Annotated in this window: 4 protein-coding genes; 3 read left to right on the top strand and 1 reads right to left on the bottom strand. The window is 70.7% G+C overall.

What is annotated here, in order from left to right:
• Positions 1 to 22: 22 nt before the first annotated feature.
• The 3 genes from D7V77_RS18535 to D7V77_RS18545 all read left to right on the top strand — a co-directional run bounded on the left by D7V77_RS18535 (position 23) and on the right by D7V77_RS18545 (position 2,142).
• The gene (locus D7V77_RS18535) at positions 23 to 538 is read left to right on the top strand and encodes a gamma carbonic anhydrase family protein (RefSeq protein ID WP_120563250.1); all 516 of its coding nucleotides are present in this window, start codon (positions 23 to 25) and stop codon (positions 536 to 538) included.
• A gap of 32 nt (positions 539 to 570) precedes the next feature.
• Positions 571 to 1,041, top strand: coding sequence for a cyclic nucleotide-binding domain-containing protein (locus D7V77_RS18540; protein ID WP_120577619.1), 471 nt, complete (start codon positions 571 to 573; stop codon positions 1,039 to 1,041).
• Positions 1,042 to 1,347: 306 nt separating this feature from the next.
• Positions 1,348 to 2,142 (top strand): DedA family protein, encoded by a 795-nt coding sequence (locus tag D7V77_RS18545; protein ID WP_120577620.1) that lies wholly within the window; start codon positions 1,348 to 1,350, stop codon positions 2,140 to 2,142.
• 86 nt (positions 2,143 to 2,228) lie between these two features.
• Here D7V77_RS18545 and D7V77_RS18550 read toward each other — a convergent pair whose 3' ends face one another.
• On the bottom strand, positions 2,229 to 20,420 hold the full coding sequence (locus D7V77_RS18550) for a non-ribosomal peptide synthase/polyketide synthase (protein ID WP_233597088.1): 18,192 nt from the start codon (positions 20,418 to 20,420) through the stop codon (positions 2,229 to 2,231).
• Positions 20,421 to 20,460 lie beyond the last annotated feature (40 nt).

Here is a 20,460-nt window from a genome sequence, read left to right on the forward strand (position 1 = left end):
TCCCGCCGTCGGAGGTAGCCCCATGCCGTTGAAGCCGTTTCGCGGGGTGTCCCCCCGCGTCCATCCGAGCTGCTTCATCGAGGACTCCGCCCAGGTGGTGGGCGATGTGGAGCTGGGCGAGGACTCGTCCATCTGGTTCAACTCCGTGCTGCGCGGGGACGTGAACTCCATCCGCATCGGCAAGCGCACCAACATCCAGGACCTCACCATGATCCACGTCACCAGCCAGGGTGACTCGACGACGGTGGGCGACGACTGCACGGTGGGCCACCGGGTCATCCTCCACGGGTGCGTCGTGGGACACCGGGTGCTGGTGGGCATGGGCGCCATCCTGATGGACGGCGTGGAGGTGGGGGACGACTGCATCATCGGCGCGGGCACGCTGCTGACGCCCGGGACGAAGATTCCCCCGGGGTCGCTGGTGGTGGGCTCGCCCGGCAAGGTGAAGCGCCCCATCCACGACGGCGAACGTGAGTTCCTGGTGCAGTCCGCCCTCCACTACGTGCACACCGCCGCCGAACACCGCGCCAGCCGCTGACGCGGCCGCGTTGTGCGTGTTAGGAACACCCCATGGCGCTCGCCCCCGAGACGACCCTGAAGGCCTGTCCGCTCTTCAAGGGCTTCACCGACACCGGCATCTCCATCTTCGCGGCGGCGGCCGTGTCGCGCGCCTTCCCCAAGGGGACGGCCTTGTTCACCGAGGGCAAGGCGGGGGACTCGCTGTTGATTGTCGGTGAGGGCACGGTGCGGCTGAGCGCCCGGAGCCCCTCGGGCGAGGACGTGCCCCTGGGCGAGGTAACTGTCGGTGAGCCCCTGGGCGAGCTGGCGCTCGTGCAGAAGGGCGAGCGGCTGTGCTCGGCCACGGCCCAGACGGACGTGATGGCGCTGGAGATCCGTTCAGCGGACTTCCAGAAGCTGCTCGCGCAGAAGCCGCAGGCCTGCATCAAGCTGCTGATGGGCATCGTCAGCCACTTCGGCGCGAAGGCCCGGGACAACCGGGACATGCTGCGCACGCTGGTGGCGCGGGCCCCGGGGACCTGAACGGCTGTCGGACGGGTGGCGCCGGGCTCGTGCCGGGAGGCCGGAAAGGCGAACGGTCCTGCCACCCGCACCCGAGGTGGTTACTGTGCTCGCCAGGAGCCCCTCCAGGCTCCCAGGCTGTCGCACACCGTGGGTGAGGGTAGACATACGGCCGATGGCTTTCGTGATGTGGCGCGGACGCTTGAGGTGGGAAGCTGGGCGGCCGGAGTTTTCAACTGCCTCACCCGGTTGATGGCTGGGTGATGGACGGGCCGGCCCGGGTGGTTGCCGAGCGGCCCTTCGGGAAGTGATTGGACGGAACGACGCGTGGAAGAACTGCTCACCAACCTGCTCGGTAGCTCCCAGGGCCTCTTCGCCTACTTGTCCGTGTTCGCCATCCTGGTGGCGTGCGGTCTGGGCGTGCCGCTGCCCGAGGACATCTCGCTCATCCTCGGTGGGTTCCTGGCGCACAAGGGCGCGGCCCACCTGCCGGTGATGATGGCGGTGGGGTTCTTCGGCATCCTGGTGGGTGACAGCCTCATCTACCTGGCGGGGCGCCGGCTGGGCACGAGGCTGGGGCGCGACCCGGGGGCGAAGGGCGGAGGGTTCTTCTCCAAGATCGTCACGCCGGAGAAGCGGGCGAAGGTGGAGTCGCTCTTCGTCACGCACGGCCAGAAGATCGTGATGATCGCCCGCTTCATGCCGGGCGTGCGCGCGGTGACGTACTTCACCGCGGGCTCCGTGCACATGTCGTACTGGCGCTTCATCTTCTGGGACGGGCTGGCGGCGCTGCTGTCCGCGCCGGTGTTCGTGTGGCTCGGGTTCCACTTCGGTGGCGAGCTGGACATGGTCATCCGCAAGCTGAAGGACGGCCAGGTCGTGGTGATGGGGTCGTTGGCGGTGCTGGCGGTGGGCTACTTCGTCTACCGTCGCCGCAAGAACGCGAAGCTCAAGGCCGAGGCCGCCGCCAAGGAGCAGCTGACGCCGGTGGCCCTGCCGCCCGTGCCGGAGACGCTGGAGAACAGCATGTCGTCGACGCGCGCGGCCAGCCCCAGCGCCTTCTTCGACGTGCCCGCCGACAAGGCGCCCGCGTCCGAGCCGGACCTGAACGCGCACAAGTAGTCACCGTGCAGCGGTGACGTGGTTCACGGACCCCGCCCCCTCGAAGGAGGGAGCGGGGTTCTTCGTTGCGGGCCTCGGTGGTTACGTCACTCCTGGCCCGCGTCGTGGAGCGCCTTCGTCAGCAGCTCCGCCACGGACTGCACGGTGGGCTCACGCAGCAGCGTGTGGTGGGTGCCCGGCAGCTCGTGCGATTCGAGCTGTTCGCCCACCAGCGCACCCCAGCCGCCGTCGGGCGTGCGGGTTTCGTCCCGCTCCTCCGCGTGGATGCGCAGCACGCGCTGATCCATCGCGGGCGGGTGGTAGCGCCGTGCCGCTTCGAGGTTCGCCTCGAAGACCTGGAAGAGGGCCGTGGCGTCCATTCCGGGTGGCAGGGCTTCGGCCAGGGCCGCGGACTCCAGCACCGTGTCCACATCCAGGTCCGTCAGCGACACGCCCATCAGGTCCTGTGCGAACAGGGCTACCGCCAGCGTACGGTCCAGGTCCGGCTCCGAGTCCGGCACGGTCTCCGGCACGTACGAGTCGATCATCGCCACCAGCTCCACCGATTCACCTGCTTCGCGGAGCTGGTACGCCATCTCGTAGGCGATGACGCCGCCCAGGGACCAGCCGCCGAGGCGGTACGGGCCGTGGGGTTGGACGCCTCGCGCAACGCGCACGTAGCTGGCGGCCAGGGCCTCCACGGTGTCCAGCGGCTGATGCGTGCCGTCGAGGCCTCGGGCCTGGATGCCGTAGAAGGGCTGATCCGGTCCCAGCCTCCGCGCGAGCTCCGCGTAGGCCAGCACGTTGCCTCCCACCGGGTGCACGCAGAAGAACGGCGGTGCGGTGCCCGGGCCTTCCTTCGTGAAGGGCACCAACGGCGTGAAGGGCATCGGCTCCTCCGGCTCGGCCTCCGCCAGCAGGACCGCGAACCGCTCCACGCTGGGGGCCTGGAAGAGCGCCGACAGCGGGAGCTTCCGGCCCGTCTCCCGGTGCACCGCCGCCATCAGCCGCACGGCCAGCAGTGAGTGCCCGCCCAGTTCGAAGAAGCTGGAGCGCACGTCCACCGTGGCCACGCCCAGCGCCTCGGCCCAGAGGGCCGCGAGCCGGGCCTCGGCTTCATTCCGGGGGCCCACGTGGGCCTCGGGGCTGACCGGGCCGTCCACGGGGACGGGCAGGGCCGCGCGGTCCACCTTGCCGTTGGGCGTCAGCGGGAGGACGGGCAGAGCGACGTAGGCCGCCGGCACCATGTAGTCCGGCAGCGAGCGCTGGAGGTGGCTTCGGAGCGGAGCGGTGTCCACCTCCGGCGCCACGTACGCCACCAGTCGCTGCACGCCCGGCACGTCCTCGCGCACCAGCACCATCGCGTCGCGGATGCCCGGGTGCGTGCGCAGCGCTGCTTCGATTTCGCCCGGCTCGATGCGGTAGCCGCGCAGCTTCACCTGGAAGTCCACGCGCCCCATGAAGTCCAGCGTGCCGTCCTGCTTCCAGCGGACCCGGTCGCCCGTGCGGTACAGGCGGGCTCCGCGCTCCGTGCTGAACGGGTGGGGAAGGAAGCGCTCCGCCGTGAGGTCCGGCCTGTTGCGGTAACCGCGTGCGAGGCCTTCGCCCGAGATGAACAGCTCGCCGGGCACTCCCACGGACACGGGGTTCAGGTTCGCGTCCAGCACGTACACGCCCACGTTGAGCATGGGCCGGCCGATGACGGGCGTGGGCTGCGCCGTGCCCTGGATGCACTCGATGGTGGACGCCACGGTTCCTTCGGTGGGGCCATAGGCGTTGTAGGCCTTCGTGTGATTCGTGGCCGCGAGCGTGCGCCACGTCACCTCGTCCATCGCCTCACCGCCGATGAAGCAGATGCCCGGCACGTGGGACTGATCCAGGAAGCCTGCTTCCAGCAGCAGCTTGAACAGGGACGGCGTGCAGTCCAGCGCGTCGATGCGCCGCTGCTCCACCCACGTGAGCATCGCCTCCGGATCCTGCCGCACGGCCTCCGGGACGATGCACAGGCAGTGGCCGTCCGCCATCAACAGCAGCTGCGTCACGGACGCGTCGAAGTAGAGCGGCCCGTTGATGCTCACCCGCATCCCCTTGGGCGCCTGCGTGTAGCAGGCCTCCGTCAGCGAACGATGCAGGTGCGCCAGCGAGCGGTGCTGGATCATCACGCCCTTGGGCATGCCCGTGGAGCCCGACGTGTAGATGACGTAGGCCAGGTGCTCCGGTCGTGTGGCCGTGCGCGGGTTGCCCGGCGAGGACGCTTCGATGCGCCGCGCGTCCACGTCCAGCCGCACCACGTGCCGCACCGCCGGCTGCCACGACTCCACCTGGGCATGGGTGGTCAGCAGCACGGCCGCGCCGCTGTTCTCCAGGATGAACGCCCTTCGCGCTTCAGGGGCCGCGGGGTCGAGCGGCACGTACGCGCCGCCCGCCTTGAGGATGCCCAGGAGCGCGACGATGGCCTCCGGCGAACGCTCCAGGCAGAAGGCCACCGGCACATCCGGGCCCACTCCCAGCGAGCGCAGGTAGTGCGCCAGTTGGTTCGCGCGCACGTTGAGCTGGTGGAACGACACCGTCGTGTCGCCCATCACCACGGCGGGCGCCTTGGGCGTGCGCGTCACCTGCTGTTCGAAGCGCGCGTGGAAGGGCAGGTCGGACTCGAAGCGGATCCTCTCGCCGCTCCACTCCTCCAGCACCCATTGGCGCTCCTCCGCCGTCAGCAGGGGCAGGGTGTCCAGCGCGGTGTCGGGCTTCGCGACCGCGCCTTCCAGCAGTTGGACCAGGTGATCGGACAACCTGCGGGCCGTGGCGGGTTCGAAGAGGTCCGTGGCGTAGGAGAGATCGCCCTCGAAGCCTCGCTCCGTGCGGCTCAGCGTCAGGTCCAGGTCGAACTTCGTCGTGGGCAGGTCCACCTCCACCGGACGCAACGTCAGCTCCGGCAGGCGCACCTCCGCATCCGGCATGTTCTGGAGCGCGAAGAGGGCCTGGATGAGCGGCGTGCGCGACAGGTCGCGCGTGGGCTGCACGGCTTCCACCAGTCGCTCGAAGGGGATGTCCTGGTGTTCGTACGCGCCCAGCGTGGTGGTGCGCACCTGCGAGAGCAGCTTCCGGAACGACGGGCGGCCGTCGAACCTGGCGCGCACCACCAGCGTGTTGACGAAGAAGCCGATGAGGCCCTCCGTCTCCGCGTGACGGCGGCCCGCGATGGACGTGCCCACCAGCAGGTCCTCCTGCCCGGAGTACCGGTGCAGCAGTGTCTGGAAGGCCGCGAGCAGCACCATGAAGGGCGTGGCGCCTTCCGCCTGGGCCAGCGCCTCCACTGCCTCACTCAACGACAGCGACAGGCGCACCGGGAAGGTCGCGCCCCTGGCGGAACGCTGGGGCGGCCGGGGCTTGTCCGTGGGCAGGGCCAGGGCCTGCGGGGCTCCGGCCAGCTGCTGCGTCCACCAGCCGAGCTGCGCGTCCAGCACTTCGCCCTGGAGCCAGCCGCGCTGCCAGACGGCGAAGTCCGGGTACTGCACCGGCAACGGTGCCAGCGGAGAGGGCTGACCCTGCCGGAAGGACTCGTAGAGCGCGGTGACTTCGCGCACCAGGATGCCCATGGACCAGCCATCGCCGATGGCGTGGTGCAGGCACAGGAGCAGCACGTGTTCCTGCTCGCCCAGCTTCAACAGCGTGAGCCGCGTGAGCGGACCCATGGCGAGGTCGAAGGGCTGCAGCGCGTCCTCGCTCGCGAGCCGCACGGCCTCCGCTTCTCTCTCATCGTCGGGCAGGCCCGTCAGGTCCACCACCGACAGGACTCCGGTGGGGGCGGGGTGCACGTGCTGGCGGGGTTCGCCGTTGTTCGCTTCGAAGGTGGTGCGCAGCGCTTCGTGGCGATGCACCAGCGCGTCGAAGGCCCGTTGCAGCGCTGGCACGTCCACCGCGCCGGAGAGCCGCAGCGCGGTGGGCATGTTGTAGAGCGCGCTGCCCGGGTCGAGCTGATCGATGAACCACAGCCGTTGCTGCGCGAACGACAGCGGATGCGGACCGGGGCTCGTCGCGGGACGCAGCGAGGGCAGGGCGTTGGCTTCCGGTGCATCCGGCAGCCGCTGGGCGAGCGCCGCCACGGTGGGGGACTCGAACAGCGCGCGGACGCCCACGTCCACGCCGAAGCGGGCGCGGATTCGGGAGACCAGCTGTGTGGCCAGCAGCGAGTGGCCGCCCAGCTCGAAGAAGTGGTCGTTGCGGCCCACGACGGGCACGTTCAACAGCTCCTCCCACAGCGAGGCCAGGGCCACCTCCGCGGGTGTCGCCGGAGCCTCGTACGAGCGCGCGGCGCGCCACTGCGCCTCCGGTGAGGGCAGCGCCTTGCGGTCCACCTTGCCGTTGGGTGTCAGCGGCAGGGCGGGCAGGGTGACGAAGGCCGACGGCACCATGTACTCCGGCAGGTGCTTGCGCAGGTGCTCTCGCAGCACCTCCGTGTCGCCGTCCGTCACCACGTAGGCCACGAGCCGCGCATCGCCCGGCGTGTCCTCTCGGACCAGGACCACCGTGTCCCGGACTCCGGCGTGCGTGCGCAGCGTGGCTTCGATTTCGCCCAGCTCGATGCGGTAGCCGCGCAGCTTCACCTGGAAGTCCAGGCGGCCCATGAACTCCAACGTCCCGTCCGGCCGCCAGCGGCCCTTGTCTCCCGTGCGGTAGAGGCGGGCTCCGGGCTCCGCGCTGAAGGGATCCGGGACGAAGCGCTCGGCCGTCAGGTCCGGACGGCCCAGGTAGCCGCGCGTGACGCTTTCGCCGGAGAAGCACAGCTCGCCCGGCATGCCGAAGGGCACCAGCCGCTGCCGTGCGTCGAGCACGTACGCGTTCAGGTTCGCCAGTGGCCGCCCGATGACGGGCTCCGTCCGGGGACTGCCCTGGATGGAGGCGCCCGTCGTGCCGACCGTGCACTCCGTGGGGCCGTAGCCGTTGAAGGCGCGCGTGCGGTCCGTCGCCGCGAGCCGCCGCCACGTCTCCACGTCCAGCGCGTCGCCGCCCGTCAGGATGACCGGCGGCACCCAGGCCCGCTCCAGCAGCCCGGCCGCCAGGAGCGGCTTGAGCTGCGCGGGCGTGCAGTCCAGCGCGTCGATGCGGTGCTGCTCCAGCCAGGTGAGCATCGCCTCCGGATCCAGGCGCAGCGCGTCCGGGACGACGTGGAGGCAGTGCCCGTCGATGAGGTGGACCACGCGCTCAATCACCGCGTCGAAGTACAGCGGCGCGTTGACGCTGATGCGCTGTCCACGCGGCTGGCCCGCGTAGAACGCTCGGCCCATGGCCCGGTGCATGTTGAGCACGGAGCGGTGCTGCACCATCACGCCCTTGGGCGTGCCCGTGGAGCCGGACGTGTACAGCACGTACGCCAGGTGCTCCGGGCCCGTCAGCGCGGGCAGGGGTTCGTGGGAGAGGGCACCCAGGCCGGGCTGCTCCACGTCCAGCCAGACTTCCTGGACGCCGTAGGGGCTCCAGTCCCCGCACGCGGTCTCCGTCGTGACGAGCACGGCCGCGGCGCTGTCCTTCAGCACGAAGTCCCTGCGCGCTGGCGGGGCTCCGGGGTCCAGCGGGACGAAGGCTCCGCCCGCCTTGAGCACCGCGAGGAGCGCGACGATGGACTCCACCGAGCGCTCCAGGCACAGCGCCACCCGCACCTCCGGGCCCACCCCCACGGAGCGCAGCCGCCACGCGAGCTGGTTGGCCCGCGTGTCGAGCTGCCGGTACGTCAACGCCGTTTCCCCGAACACCACGGCCGGGGCATCCGGGGTGCGCGCCACCTGCCGCTCGATGAGGCCGTGCAGTGTCGCGTCGCGCTCGAAGTCGAGCAGCTCACCGCCGCCCATGCGCACCAGCCGCACCAACTCCTCCGGCGACACGAGCGATATGTCCGCCAGCGGCAGGTCCGGCGCGTCGCACACGGCCTCCAGCAGCCGGCGCAGGTGCGCGGCGAACCGCTCGATGGTGCCCGCGTCGTACCACTCCGCGGCGTAGTGGAAGCGGCCCTCGTAGCCGTCGCGGGTCCGGTTCAGGTCCAGCGCCAGCTCGAACTGCGTCGGGCTGCCGCCATCGAAGGAGGCCGGCCCCACGGTGAGGCCGGGCACCGCGAGCTCCGGCACGGGCGCGTTCTGGAGCGCGAACATCGCCTGGAAGAGCGGTGTGCGGCCCAGGTCGCGTTCGGGCTGGAGCGCTTCCACCAGGTGTTCGAACGGGATGTCCTGGTGCTCGTACGCGCCCAGCGTGGTGGCGCGCACCTGAGACAGCAGCTCGCGGAACGTCGTCTTCGCGCTGAAGCGGCCGCGCAGCACCAGCATGTTCACGAAGAAGCCGATGAGGCCTTCCGTCTCAGCGTGCCTGCGGTTCGCGATGGGCGAGCCCACCAGCACGTCCTCCTGTCCGGACATGCGCGACAGCACGGCCTGGAACGCCGCCAGCAGCGCCATGAAGGGCGTGGCGCCTTCGGCCTGGGCCAGCGCGTCCACGCGTTCGCTCAGGACACGCGGGAGCGTCACCCGGACCAGGCCGCCTCGCTGCGTGGAGGTGGCGGTCCTTGGCCGGTCCGTGGGCACGTCCAGCACGAAGGGCGCTCCGGCCAACTGGTTCTTCCACCACTCGACCTGCGCTTGCAGCACTCCGCCCTGGAGCCAGCCGCGCTGCCAGACCGCGAAGTCCGCGTACTGCACCGGCAGCTCCGGCAGGGCGGCGGAGCGGCCCGCGCGCCGGGCCTCGTAGAGGGCCGTGAGCTCCCGCACGAGGATGCCCAGGGACCAGCCGTCGGACACGATGTGGTGCAGGTGCAGCACCAGCACGTGCTCCCGTTCTTCCAGCTTCATCAGCAGTGCACGGATCACCGGCCCGCGCGTCAGGTCGAACGGACGCAGCGTCTCCGCGTGGCCCTGGCGCTGGGCTTCGGCCTGCTTCGTGGTGCGGCTGCCCAAGGCCGTCAGGTCCACGAATTCCAGGGGGGCGTGGCCCTCTGGGTGGATGTCCTGCACCGGCTTGCCCGCCTCCATGCGGAAGGTGGTCCGCAGGGATTCATGCCGCGCCATCAGCGCGTCCAGGCTGGCGCGCAGCGCGTCCACGTCCAGGTCGCCGGTGAGGCTCAGGGGCAGCGGCATGTTGTAGAGCGGGCTGCCCGGCTCCAGCTGATCGACGAACCACAGCCGCTGCTGCGCGAAGGACAGCGGCGGCGCGGACGTCCTCGCGGCACGGACCAGCGGTGGCGCCTGGGTGCGGCGCGCGTTCACCAGCCGCTCCGCCAGCGATGCCACCGTGGGCGCATGGAACAGTTCGCCCAGCGGCAGTTCCACGCCCAGTGTCGACCGGATGCGCGAGACCACCTGCGTGGCCAGCAGCGAATGCCCACCCAGTTCGAAGAAGTCGCCGTGGATGTCCACGGTGTCCAGATGAAGCACCTCCGCCCAGATGCCCGCGAGCGCCTTCTCCAGCTCGCTCCGGGGCGCGGCGATGGCGCCGTCCGTGACACGGGTCTGGGGCGCGGGTAGGGCCTTGCGGTCCACCTTGCCGTTGGCGCTCAGGGGCAGCTTCGGCAGCACCATGATGGCCGAGGGCACCATGTAGTCCGGCAGCTGCTTCTGCACGGATGCTCGCAGCGCTCCCGTGTCCAGGCCTTCCGCTTCACCGCTCACCACGTAGGCTACGAGGCGCTTGTCGCCGGGCACGTCCTCGCGCACCACGACCACCGCCTCCTCGACCTCTGGCGACTGGCGCAGCACGGCTTCGATTTCGCCCGGCTCCACGCGGTAGCCGCGCAGCTTCACCTGGAAGTCGGCGCGGCCCAGGAACTCCAATGTCCCATCGCGCTGCCAGCGCACGCGGTCGCCCGTGTCGTAGAGACGCGCTCCGGGTTCAGCGGCGAAGGGGTGGGGGATGAAGCGTTCGGCGGTGAGGTCCGGGCGCTGGAGGTAGCCCCAGGCCAGGCCGTCTCCGCCTACGTAAAGCGTGCCCGGTACGCCCGGCGGCACGGGATGGAGCGCCGCGTCCAGCACCCACACCGTGGAGTTCGACAGCGGCCGGCCAATGGGCACCGAGCGGCCCACGATGTCCCCGGCACGCAGCGTGTGCGTGGCGGAGAACGTGGTGTTCTCCGTGGGGCCGTAGCCGTTGACCAGCACGGCGCCTGGCGGCAACCGCTTGAGGTGTTCACGCACGCGCTCCACGGGCAGCACGTCACCGCCTGCCAGCACCTGCTTCACTCGGGCCAGCGCATCACCCTGGTGGAGCACCATCTGTTCGAAGAGGGCGGCGGTGAGCCACAGCGTGGTGATGCCCTCGCGCCGCAGCAGCGCTCCCGTCTCCTCCAGTGACAAGGACTTGGGCGGAGCGAGCACCAGCGTCGCGCCGTTCAGCAGCGCACCCCAGACCTCCAGCGTGGACGCGTCGAACGCGATGGGCGCCAGGTGGAGGAAGACCTCCTCGGGTCCGAAGTGGATGAAGTCCGCGCCGCGCACCAGACGCGTGACGCCCCGGTGCGGGACGCTCACGCCCTTGGGCCGGCCGGTGCTTCCCGACGTGAACATCACGTAGGCCAGCGCGTCGGCGGACACGTTCAGGTCGAGTGGCGTCTCCGGCTGCCGCGCGATCTGCGCTTCATCCGCGTCCAGCAGGACCTGGAGGTCCGTCACCTGAGGCAGTTCATCCGCCAGCGCCTCCTGCGTGACGAGCACGCTCACGCTGGCCGCCTGGAGCATCCAGGTGATGCGCTCCGCGGGGGTCTTCGCGTCCACCGGCACGTAAGCCGCGCCGGCCTTGAGGATGCCCAGCAGACCGGTGACGAGGTCGAACGACCGCTCCAGGCACAGGCCCACCCGGTGGCCGGGCCGTACGCCCTGGCGCCGCAGGTGGTGCGCGAGCTGGTTCGACGCGCGCTCCAGCGCCGCGTACGTGAGCGTCTCCCCGCCGGACTTCAGCGCGATGGCGTCGGGCGTGCGCGCGGCCTGTTCCGCGAAGAGGGTGCCCACGGACGCGTCGCGCGGGTAGTCCCGGGCGGTGTCGTTCCACCCGATGAGCAACCGCTGGCGCTCGGCGTCCGTGAGCCAGGGCAGCTGCCCCAGCCGCGTGTCCGGCGCTCGGACGGCGGCCTCCAGCAGCACTCGGAGGTGATCCGCCATGCCGGCCACGGTGGCCGGTTCGAAGAGGTCCTGGTTGAAGACGAGGCCGCCGTCGAAGCCGTCCGGCGTGCGCATCATCAGCCACTGGAGGTCGAAGAGGATGACCTCCGGGGTGGACTCCAGTGGGCGCAGCGTCAGCCCCGGCAGGGACAGCTCAGGCAGGGGCGCGTTCTGGAGCGTGAAGGTCACCTGGAACAGCGGCGTGCGGCCCAGGTCTCGCTCCGGATGGAGCGCCTCCACCAGCTTCTCGAACGGCAGGTCCTGGTGCTCGTACGCGCCCAGCGTGGTGGTGCGTACCTGCTCCAGCAACTCACGGAAGCGGAGCGTGTCGCGGACCCGCGTGCGCAGCACCACCGTGTTCGCGAAGTAGCCGATGAGGTCCTCGGACTCCGCGTGGCGGCGGCCCGCGATGGGCGACCCCACGAGCACGTCCTCCTGGCCCGCGTACCGGTGCAGCAGCAGCTGGAAGGCCGCGAGCAGCACCATGAAGGGCGTGGTGGAGGTCTGCTTCGCCAGTGACTCCAGCGCCTCGCTCAGCTCGCGCGGCAGGGTCATGGGCTGCACGCCGGCCCGGAAGGACTGGCGCGTAGGACGCGGGTGGTCCGAGGGCAGCTCCAGGTAGGGCGCGGCGTTGTCCAGCTGCCCGCGCCAGTACGCCACCTGCGACTCCAGCACGTCGCCCTGGAGCCAGCCGCGCTGCCAGAGGGCGTGGTCGGCGGCCTGCACCGGCAGCTCCGGCAACGGCGACGGCTGCTCCGCGGAGAACGCCGCGTAGAGCGCGCCCATCTCCCGCACCAGCACTCCCGTGGACCAGCCGTCGGAGATGATGTGGTGCGTGTTGAGCAGCAGCCGGTGCTTCGTGGGCCCCAGCTTCATCAGCAGCCCGCGGAACAGCGGGCCCTGCTCCAGGTCGAACGGGGCGCGAGCCTCCTCCAGCGCCAGCCGCGATGCCTCCGCCTCGCGCGCCTCCGCCGTCGGCAGCGCGGACAGGTCCTCATGCCGCAGGGGCATGGGGAAGGGCGGATGGATGACCTGCGACGGCGTGCCCTCGTGCGAACTGAAGGTCGTGCGCAGCGCTTCGTGGCGGCGCACCAGTTCGTCGAACGCGGCCAGCATCACGATGATGTCCAGCGTGCCGTCCAGCTCCAGCATGCTCGGGAGGCTGTAGGCGTTGCCCGCCGTGCCAAGCTGCTCGATGAACCAGAGCCGATGCTGCGCGAATGACAGAGGCAGCACGTCCGGACGCTCCGCGCGAACCAGCGCGGGCAGGGCGGACTCGGGGACTTCCAGGGCCTCGGAGGCGGGTTGCCGGAGGGCGTCGATGCGCTCGGCCAGCGCCGCGACCGTGGGCCCTTCCAGCAGGGCGCGCAGGGGCAGCTCCACTCCGAAGTGCTTGCGCACGCGCGACACCAGTTGCGTGGCCAGCAGCGAGTGACCGCCCAGTTCGAAGAAGCCATCGTTGCGTCCCACGGCGGGGACGCGCAGCACCTCGCTCCACAGCGGGATCAGCGCCGCCTCGGTGGGCGTCGCGGGCGGTTCGATGACGCGCTCCGTGGCGGGCGCGGCTTCCGGTGCCGGCAGCGCCTTGCGATCCACCTTGCCATTGGACGTCAGCGGCAGGGTGTCGAGCGTGATGAACACCGCGGGCACCATGTACTCCGGCAGGTGACGGAGCAGGTGCTCGCGCAGGGGCGACGTGTCCACCTGGGGCGCGACGTACGCCACGAGCCGGTCGTCGTGCACCTGCACCACCGCGTCCCGGATGCCCGGGTGCGCGCGGAGCGTGGATTCAATCTCACCCAGCTCGATGCGGTTGCCGCGCAGCTTCACCTGGAAGTCCAGGCGGCCCATGAAGTCGAGCGTGCCGTCCTCGCGCCAGCGGGCCTTGTCGCCCGTGCGGTAGAGGCGGGCTCCGGGCTCCGTGCTGAAGGGGTCTGGTAGGAAGCGTTCGGCCGTGAGCGCGGGCTGGCCCAGGTAGCCTCGCGTGACGCCTTCACCGGAGAGGCACAGCTCGCCCGGCGTCCCGATGGGCGCCAGACGCTGGTTCGCGTCGAGCACGTACGCCCGCAGGTTGGTGATTGGCCGGCCGATGACGGGCAACGGCTGGGGCGCGCCCTGGACGGCGATGGTCGTCGCGTCCACGGTGACCTCCGTGGGGCCATAGCCGTTGTAGACACGCGTGCGCTTCGTCGCGGCGAGCTGCCGCCACGTCACCTCGTCCATCGCCTCGCCGCCGATGGTGAAGCGCCCGGGGAGGTGGGCACGCTCCAGCATTCCCGCGGACAGCAGGAGCTTGAGCTGCGACGGCGTGCAGTCGAACACGTCGATGCGCTGACGATCCATCCACCCGAGCAGGGTCTCTGGATCCAGGCGCACGTCCTCCGGGACGATGACCAGGCAGTGGCCGCCCAGCAGCTGGATCACCTGTTCAATGGACGCGTCGAAGTACAACGGCGCGTTCACGGTGATGCGCTGAGCGGGCGGCAGTTCCTCGTAGATGCTCCGCGTCATCGCCAGGTGCAGGTGGATCACCGAGCGGTGCTGCACCATCACGCCCTTGGGCGTGCCCGTGGAGCCGGACGTGTAGATGACGTATGCGAGGTTCCCGGCGCCCACCACCGGCGGCGGGTTCTCCGAAAACCTGTCCGACAGTCCGACAGGTTCAGCCTCTCCCGACGCGACCTTCCCAAACCTGTCCGACTGTCCGACAGGTTCGATGCCCCTCGGGGCCTGCCCGGCCTCCGCGAACCTGTCCGACTGTCCGACAGGTTTTGCGTCCAGCCGCACCAGGTGGGGCACCTCTGGGTGCCACGCTTCTTGCAATGCCTGCGTCGTCACCAGGACGGACGCACCACAATCCTTGAGGACGAACGACTTGCGCGCGGCCGGAGCCTTGGGGTCCAGCGGCACGAAGGCTCCGCCGGCCTTGAGCACGGCCAGCAGTGCCACGATGGCCTCCGCCGACCGCTCCAGGCACAGGCCCACCGTCACCTCCGGGCCCACTCCCAGCGACCGCAGGTGCCAGGCGAGTTGGTTGGCCCGCGCGTTGAGCTGCCCGAAGGACAGCGTCGTTTCCTCGAACACCACGGCGTCCGCATCCGGCGTCTCGGAGGCCTGCCGTTCGAAGCGCGCGTGCACGGTGGTGTCGCGCTCGAAGTCCACGACGTCGCCGGTGCCGGTGCGTAGCAGCCAGGCACGGTCCTCGGCCGGGAGGAGGGACACGTCCGTCAGCCGGGCTCCGGGCTGGATGAGGGTTTCGAGCGCCTGACTCCACTGGCCCAGCACTCGCTGCACGGCGGCCGCGTCGAAGCGGTTCTCGTCGTAGGCCAGGTGCAGTTGGAGCTCGCGGCCCGGGTGCACCGTGGCCGACAGCGGGTAGTTCGTGCTCTCGCCGAGCTCCAGGTCGCGCAGATCCAGCGCGGTGGAGCGGCGCAGCACCGATTCGTCGAGGGGAGCGTTCTCGAAGACGAGCAGCGACTGGAAGAGTGGCAGGCCCCGGGGGATGTCGCTCCAACCGTGCGCGGCGACCAGCGGCGTGTGCTGGTGCTGCTGGATGTCCAGCAGCTTCGCCTGGAGGGACTGGAGCCAGGGCAGCACGGGCGCGTCCTCGTCGGGGAGCGCGACGCGGACTGGCAGCGTGCTGATGAGCAGGCCGAGCATGGCCTCCGAGCCCGCGAGTTCCGGCGGCCGGCCCGCGAACGTGGTGCCGAAGAGGACATCGCGCGTGTCCGCGTGGCGCGCCAGCACCAGGGCCCACGCCGCCTGCGTCAACGTGTTGACCGTGAGCCGGTGTTGCCGGGCGAAGGCCTCCAGTGCCGTGGTGCGTGCCTCCGGCAGGGTCAGCACCCGGTTGGGCTGATTCACCGTACCGTTGGGTTGCGCGGATTGAGGGCGCACGGACGGCAGGGGCGTGGGCGACGACAGGCCTGACAGCTGGCTGCGCCAGAAGCGTTCGTCCTCGGCGACGTCGCGCTGGCCCAGCCACGCGATGTAGTCCCGGAACGGCGGACGTCCGGCGGCGGGCAGTGGCGTCCCGGCGGTCAGCGCGTCGTAGATGGCGAAGACCTCCTGGAAGAACAGGCCCAGGCTCCAGCCGTCGAAGAGCAGGTGGTGGTGGCTCCAGACGAAGCGCCACCGCGCGTCCCCCAGCCGCACCGCCGTCATGCGCGACAGGGGCGCGCGCGACACGTCGAAGCCGCGCGCGCGATCCTCCGCGAGCAGCCGCTCCAGCCCCACCTGCTGCTCCGGCTCCGGCAGGTGGCGCCAGTCATGCGCTTCGAACGGCATCACCGCGCGTGAATGCACCGCCTGCAGCGGCGTCTCCAGGTCCTTCCACACGAAGGCCGTGCGCAAGATGGGGTTGCGGTCCACCGCCGTCTGCCATGTCCGCTGGAACAGCGCGAGGTCCACGTCCGAGTGGACCGACCACGCGGCCTGCTCGAAGTAGAAGCCCGACTCCGGATCATTCAGCGCGTGGAAGAGCATGCCCTCCTGGAGCGCGGAGAGCGGGAACAGGTCCTCTACCGTGGGACCCTGCGCCGCGAGCACCGCGTCCAGTAAGGCCTGGGACAGGCGCGCCAGGGGGAAGTCGCTCGGCGTCTTCCTGCTCGCGTCCTCCGAGTTGCGTCGGGCGATGAGCTCGCGCAGCGCGCGCGTGAAGCCTTGGGCCAGGGCTTCGATGGTGGCGGTGTGATGCCACTCATGGCTGAAGCCGAAGTCCATCCGCAGCTGTCCGTCCGCGACGAAGCCGTCGATGGACAGCGCGTGAGCGCGATGGGACCGGGGCGCCACCGTCATGCCGGTGGGCTCGGTGCCTGGGGCGAAGAGGGTGCTGGCGCCGGTGGAACCGTCCAGCTGCTTCAACTCGTTGAAGACCACCTGCGCGGACGGCAGGGCCGCGAGCCGCTGGCGGAGCTCCTCGGGCCCCATGAACCGCGGCAGGCCCTGGCCGATGCCTCGGTCGGACCATGTGGACAGCGAATCGCGCACCGCGCGCAGGCAGTCTCCGGTCGATCCGCCCTCCGGCAGTTGGAGCAGGGCCGACGTCAGCGACGTGAAGCACCCCACGGTGCGGGACACGTCCGCGTCCGCGAAGAGCTCCTTTCGACCGTGGCCCTCCAGGTCGATGAGCAGGCGCGACTGGCCCGTCCACTCGCGCAGGGCCAGGGCCAGGGCCGTCAGCAGGACGTCGTTGATTCGCGCCCGCCAGGCCGCCGGCGTCTCCTGGAGCAGCAGCCGCGTTTCCTCCGCATCCATCCGCACGGACACGGTGCGGTGCGATGCCGCGGTCCCGGGCCCGGAGCCGTCAGTGGGCAACGGCGCTACGTCACGCCGGGCCTCGTCGAGCCAGAGAGACGTCTGCGCATGCAGTGCGTCGGACAGCGCGTGGACCTCCAGCCTGCGTGCCCAGGCGAGGAACGAGGTCGTCTTCGTGGGGAGCGCAGGAGACTGGCCCGCGCGCAAGCGCAGGTAGGTGGTCTCCAAATCCTCGACAAGCACCCGCAGGGACACGGCGTCCACCACCAGGTGGTGGAAGATCAGCAGCAGGCGCTGCTCATGTCCGGCGTCGAAGTGGAAGAGGGCGGCGCGCAGCAGGGGCGGCCGGGCCAGGTCGAACGAAGCCTGGAGGCGCTCGGCCTCCTCCTCCAGCCGCGCCGCGCGCATCTCCGCGGGCAGTTCGGACAGATCAAACTGGAGCAGGGAAACCTGGGCCTCATCGGGCGCGGCGTCCTGCTGGCGCCAGGCGCCACCGTCCTCACGCATGAAGCGCATGCGCAGGGCGTCGTGGTGGACCACCAATGCCTGGATCGCCTCTTCCACCCACGCCGCCTTCAACGGCTGGCGCGCCTGGAGCAGCAGCACCTGATTGAAGTGATGGGCGTGCGTGGGATCGCGCTCCAGCAACTGGCGCTGGATGGGCGTGAGCGGCACCTCGCCCACCACCGGTCCCTGTTCCGCGAGCCGGCCCCCGCTGACGCGAGCCACGGAGGCCAGGGCCTCCAGCGTCGGATGTTGGAACAGGTCGCGGACAGACAGCTGGATGCCGGCCTGCCGGGCCCTCGCGACGGCCTGGAGGCTGATGATGGAGTCGCCGCCCAGCTCGAAGAAGTTGTCATCGAGCCCCACGCGTTCGACGCGCAGCACCTGCGCCAGGACCTCCGCGAGCGTCCGCTCCATCTCCGTGCGGGGCGCGATGTACTCGCGCGTCGCCGCTCGCTGGCCCTCTGGCGTGGGCAGGGCCTTGCGATCCACCTTGCCGCTGGAGGTCAACGGCAGCGCCGGCAACGGGATGAAGATCGCGGGCACCATGTACTCGGGCAGCCGCCGCGACAGGAGGGGCCGCAGCGAGGCCAGATCCAGGTCCGCGCCCGAGACGACGTAGGCGACCAGGCGCCGCGCACCGGGCGCGTCCTCGCGCACCACGGCAACGGCCTCCCGGACCTCCGGGTGCGTGAGCAACGCGGCTTCGATGTCGCCCAGCTCGATGCGGAAGCCTCGCAGCTTCACCTGGAAGTCCGCGCGGCCCAGGTATTCCAGCGTGCCGTCGGTGCGCCACCGGGCGATGTCGCCCGTGCGGTACAGGCGCGCGCCGGACGTGTCACTGAAGGCGTCGGGAATGAAGCGCTCGGCGGTGAGCGAGGGGCGGCGCCAGTAGCCTCGGCCGACCTGTACGCCGCCGATGAATAGCTCTCCTGGGATGCCCACGGGCACCGGTTCACCGCGGGCATCCAGCACGTGCATGCGCGTGTTGGCCACGGGCCGGCCGATGGGCACGACTCGCAGGGCTTCGTCGCGCGGGCACTCCCAGGACGTCACGTCCACGGCGGCCTCGGTGGGGCCGTAGAGGTTGTGCAGCGTGGTGTGCGGCAGGCGCGCCTGGGCGCGGAGCACCAGGTCCGCGGGCAGGGCTTCGCCGCTGCACATCACCTGGCGCAGACGCGCCAGGGACTCCAGGCCGGGCTCTTCCACGAAGGCTCGCAGCATGGAGGGCACGAAGTGCGCGGTCGTGACGCCCTCTCTCGCCATCAGCGCCACGAGGTAGTCCGGCTCCTGGTGACCTCCGGGCCTCGCGAGCACCAACCGCGCGCCTGTCATCAGAGGCCAGAAGAACTCCCACACCGAGACGTCGAAGCTGAACGGCGTCTTCTGCAGCACCGTGTCCGACGGCGTCAGGCCGTAGCGCCCCTGCATCCAGCGCAGGCGGTTGACGATGCCCGCGTGCGCGTTCATCGCTCCCTTGGGACGGCCCGTGCTGCCAGACGTGAAGATGACGTACGCCAGGGAGTCATCCCCAGCCAACGGCACGGGACGCGCCGTGGACTCATTCGCGAGCAGGTCCGCCTGCTCATCCAACGCGATGACGTGCGCGGCATTCGGAGGCAGCGCGGTACGGAAGCGCTCTTGCACCAGGAGCACGGGCGCGGCGGTGTCCTCCAACATCCCGGCGAGCCGTTCCGCGGGCGTGGCCGGATCCAGCGGCACGTAGGCGGCTCCGGCCTTCAGGACGCCCAGCAGGGCGACGACCATCTCCAGCGAGCGCTCCATGCAGACGCCCACCAGGGTCTCCGGGCCGACGCCGCGCGCACGCAGGTGGTGCGCGAGTTGGTTGGCCCGGGCGTCGAGCTGCGCGTACGTGAGGCGCTGGTCCTCGAACTGGAGCGCGATGGTCTCCGGCGTGCGTTCGGCCTGGGACTCGAAGAGGTGGTGCAGCGTGGCCCCAGCGGGGAAGTCCACGCGCGTGTCGTTCCAGCCGCGCAGCACCTGTTCGCGGGCGGCCGGCGTGAGCAACGACAGCGTCGCGAGCGATGCTTCCGGAGTCGCGATGATCTCCCTCGCGAGCACCACCAGGTGCTCCGCCATGCGCTCGATGGTGGCTGCGTCGAAGAGGGCGGTGGCGTACTCCAGGTGGCAGACGATGCCCGTGCGGCTCTCCAGCACCTCCAGGGACAGGTCGAACTTGGCCGTGTCGTTGGGGACTTCCACCTGGCTCAGTGCCAGCGACGGCAGCTGGCCCCGGGCCTCCGGCGTGTTGATCACGTTGAGGACGGCCTGGAAGACCGGCGTGCGGCTCAGGTCGCGAGGGAGCTCGAGTGTCTCCAGGACGCGCTCGAACGGAGCGTCCTGGCGCGCGTAGGCCTCCAGGGCCTGGGTGCGCACGCGGCCCAGCAGCTCCACGAAGGACGGCTGGCCGGACAGCTTCGAGCGGAAGGGCAGGGTGTTGATGAAGCACCCCATCAGCCACTCGACCTCCGGGCGCATGCGGCCCGCGATGGGCGTTCCCACCACGAAGTCGTCCTGGCCCGAGTAGCGCGACAGCACCGTCTGGAAGAGCGACATCAGCACCATGAACGACGTGGCGCCTTGCTTGCGGCCCAGCGCCAGCAGCGGCGCGGACACGTCGGCCGGGAACGCGAAGCGGTACCGCGCGCCCGCGAAGGACTGGACCGCGGGACGCGGCCGGTCCGTGGGCAGCTCCAGCGTGGGCGCCCCGGCCAGCTGCTGCTTCCACCAGGCGAGCTGCGCCTCCATCACGCCGCCTTCCAGCCAGGCGCGCTGCCACACGGCGTAGTCCGCGTACTGCACCGGCAGCTCCGTCAGGGGCGACGGCTGGCCCGCGTGGAACGCGGCGTAGTTCGCCGTCAGCTCGTGCGCGACGACCATGTTGCACCACGCGTCGGACACGGCGTGGTGAAAGACGATCGCCAGCACGTGCACCTGGGGCTCCAGGCGCAGCAGCATCGCGCGCAGCACGGCCTGATCCAGGTCGAAGGGCAACAGCGCGTAGGCCCTGCAGAAGCGCTGCATCTCCGCTTCGCGGGCTTCGGGCGAGTCACCCTCCACGTCGCGGCGCGGGAGCGGCAGGCCGCGCGGCGGGTGGATGTTCTGCACCGCGCGGTCGCCCTCCAGCGCGTACGTGGTGCGCAGCACTTCATGCCGCGCCACCAGCGCGTCCAGCGTGGCCTGGAGCGCGTCCACGTCCAGCTCCCCGACGAGGCGGAAGAGCGACGGGTTGTTGTAGGCGCCGCTGCCGGGCGCCATCTGCTGGAGGTACCAGAGGCGATGCTGGGCGAAGGACAGCGGCAAAGGCCGGTCGCGGCCCACGCGCGAAATGGGCGGCGGGCCCTCGTTCACGACTGGAGTCGCGGGGCGCGCGGCGACGGGCGCCACGGCGGGACGCGGCGCTTCCACGACGGCGGGACGCGCCACG

It is taken from the genome of Corallococcus sp. CA041A (genome assembly GCF_003612075.1).
Taxonomy (GTDB): Bacteria; Myxococcota; Myxococcia; order Myxococcales; family Myxococcaceae; genus Corallococcus; species Corallococcus exiguus.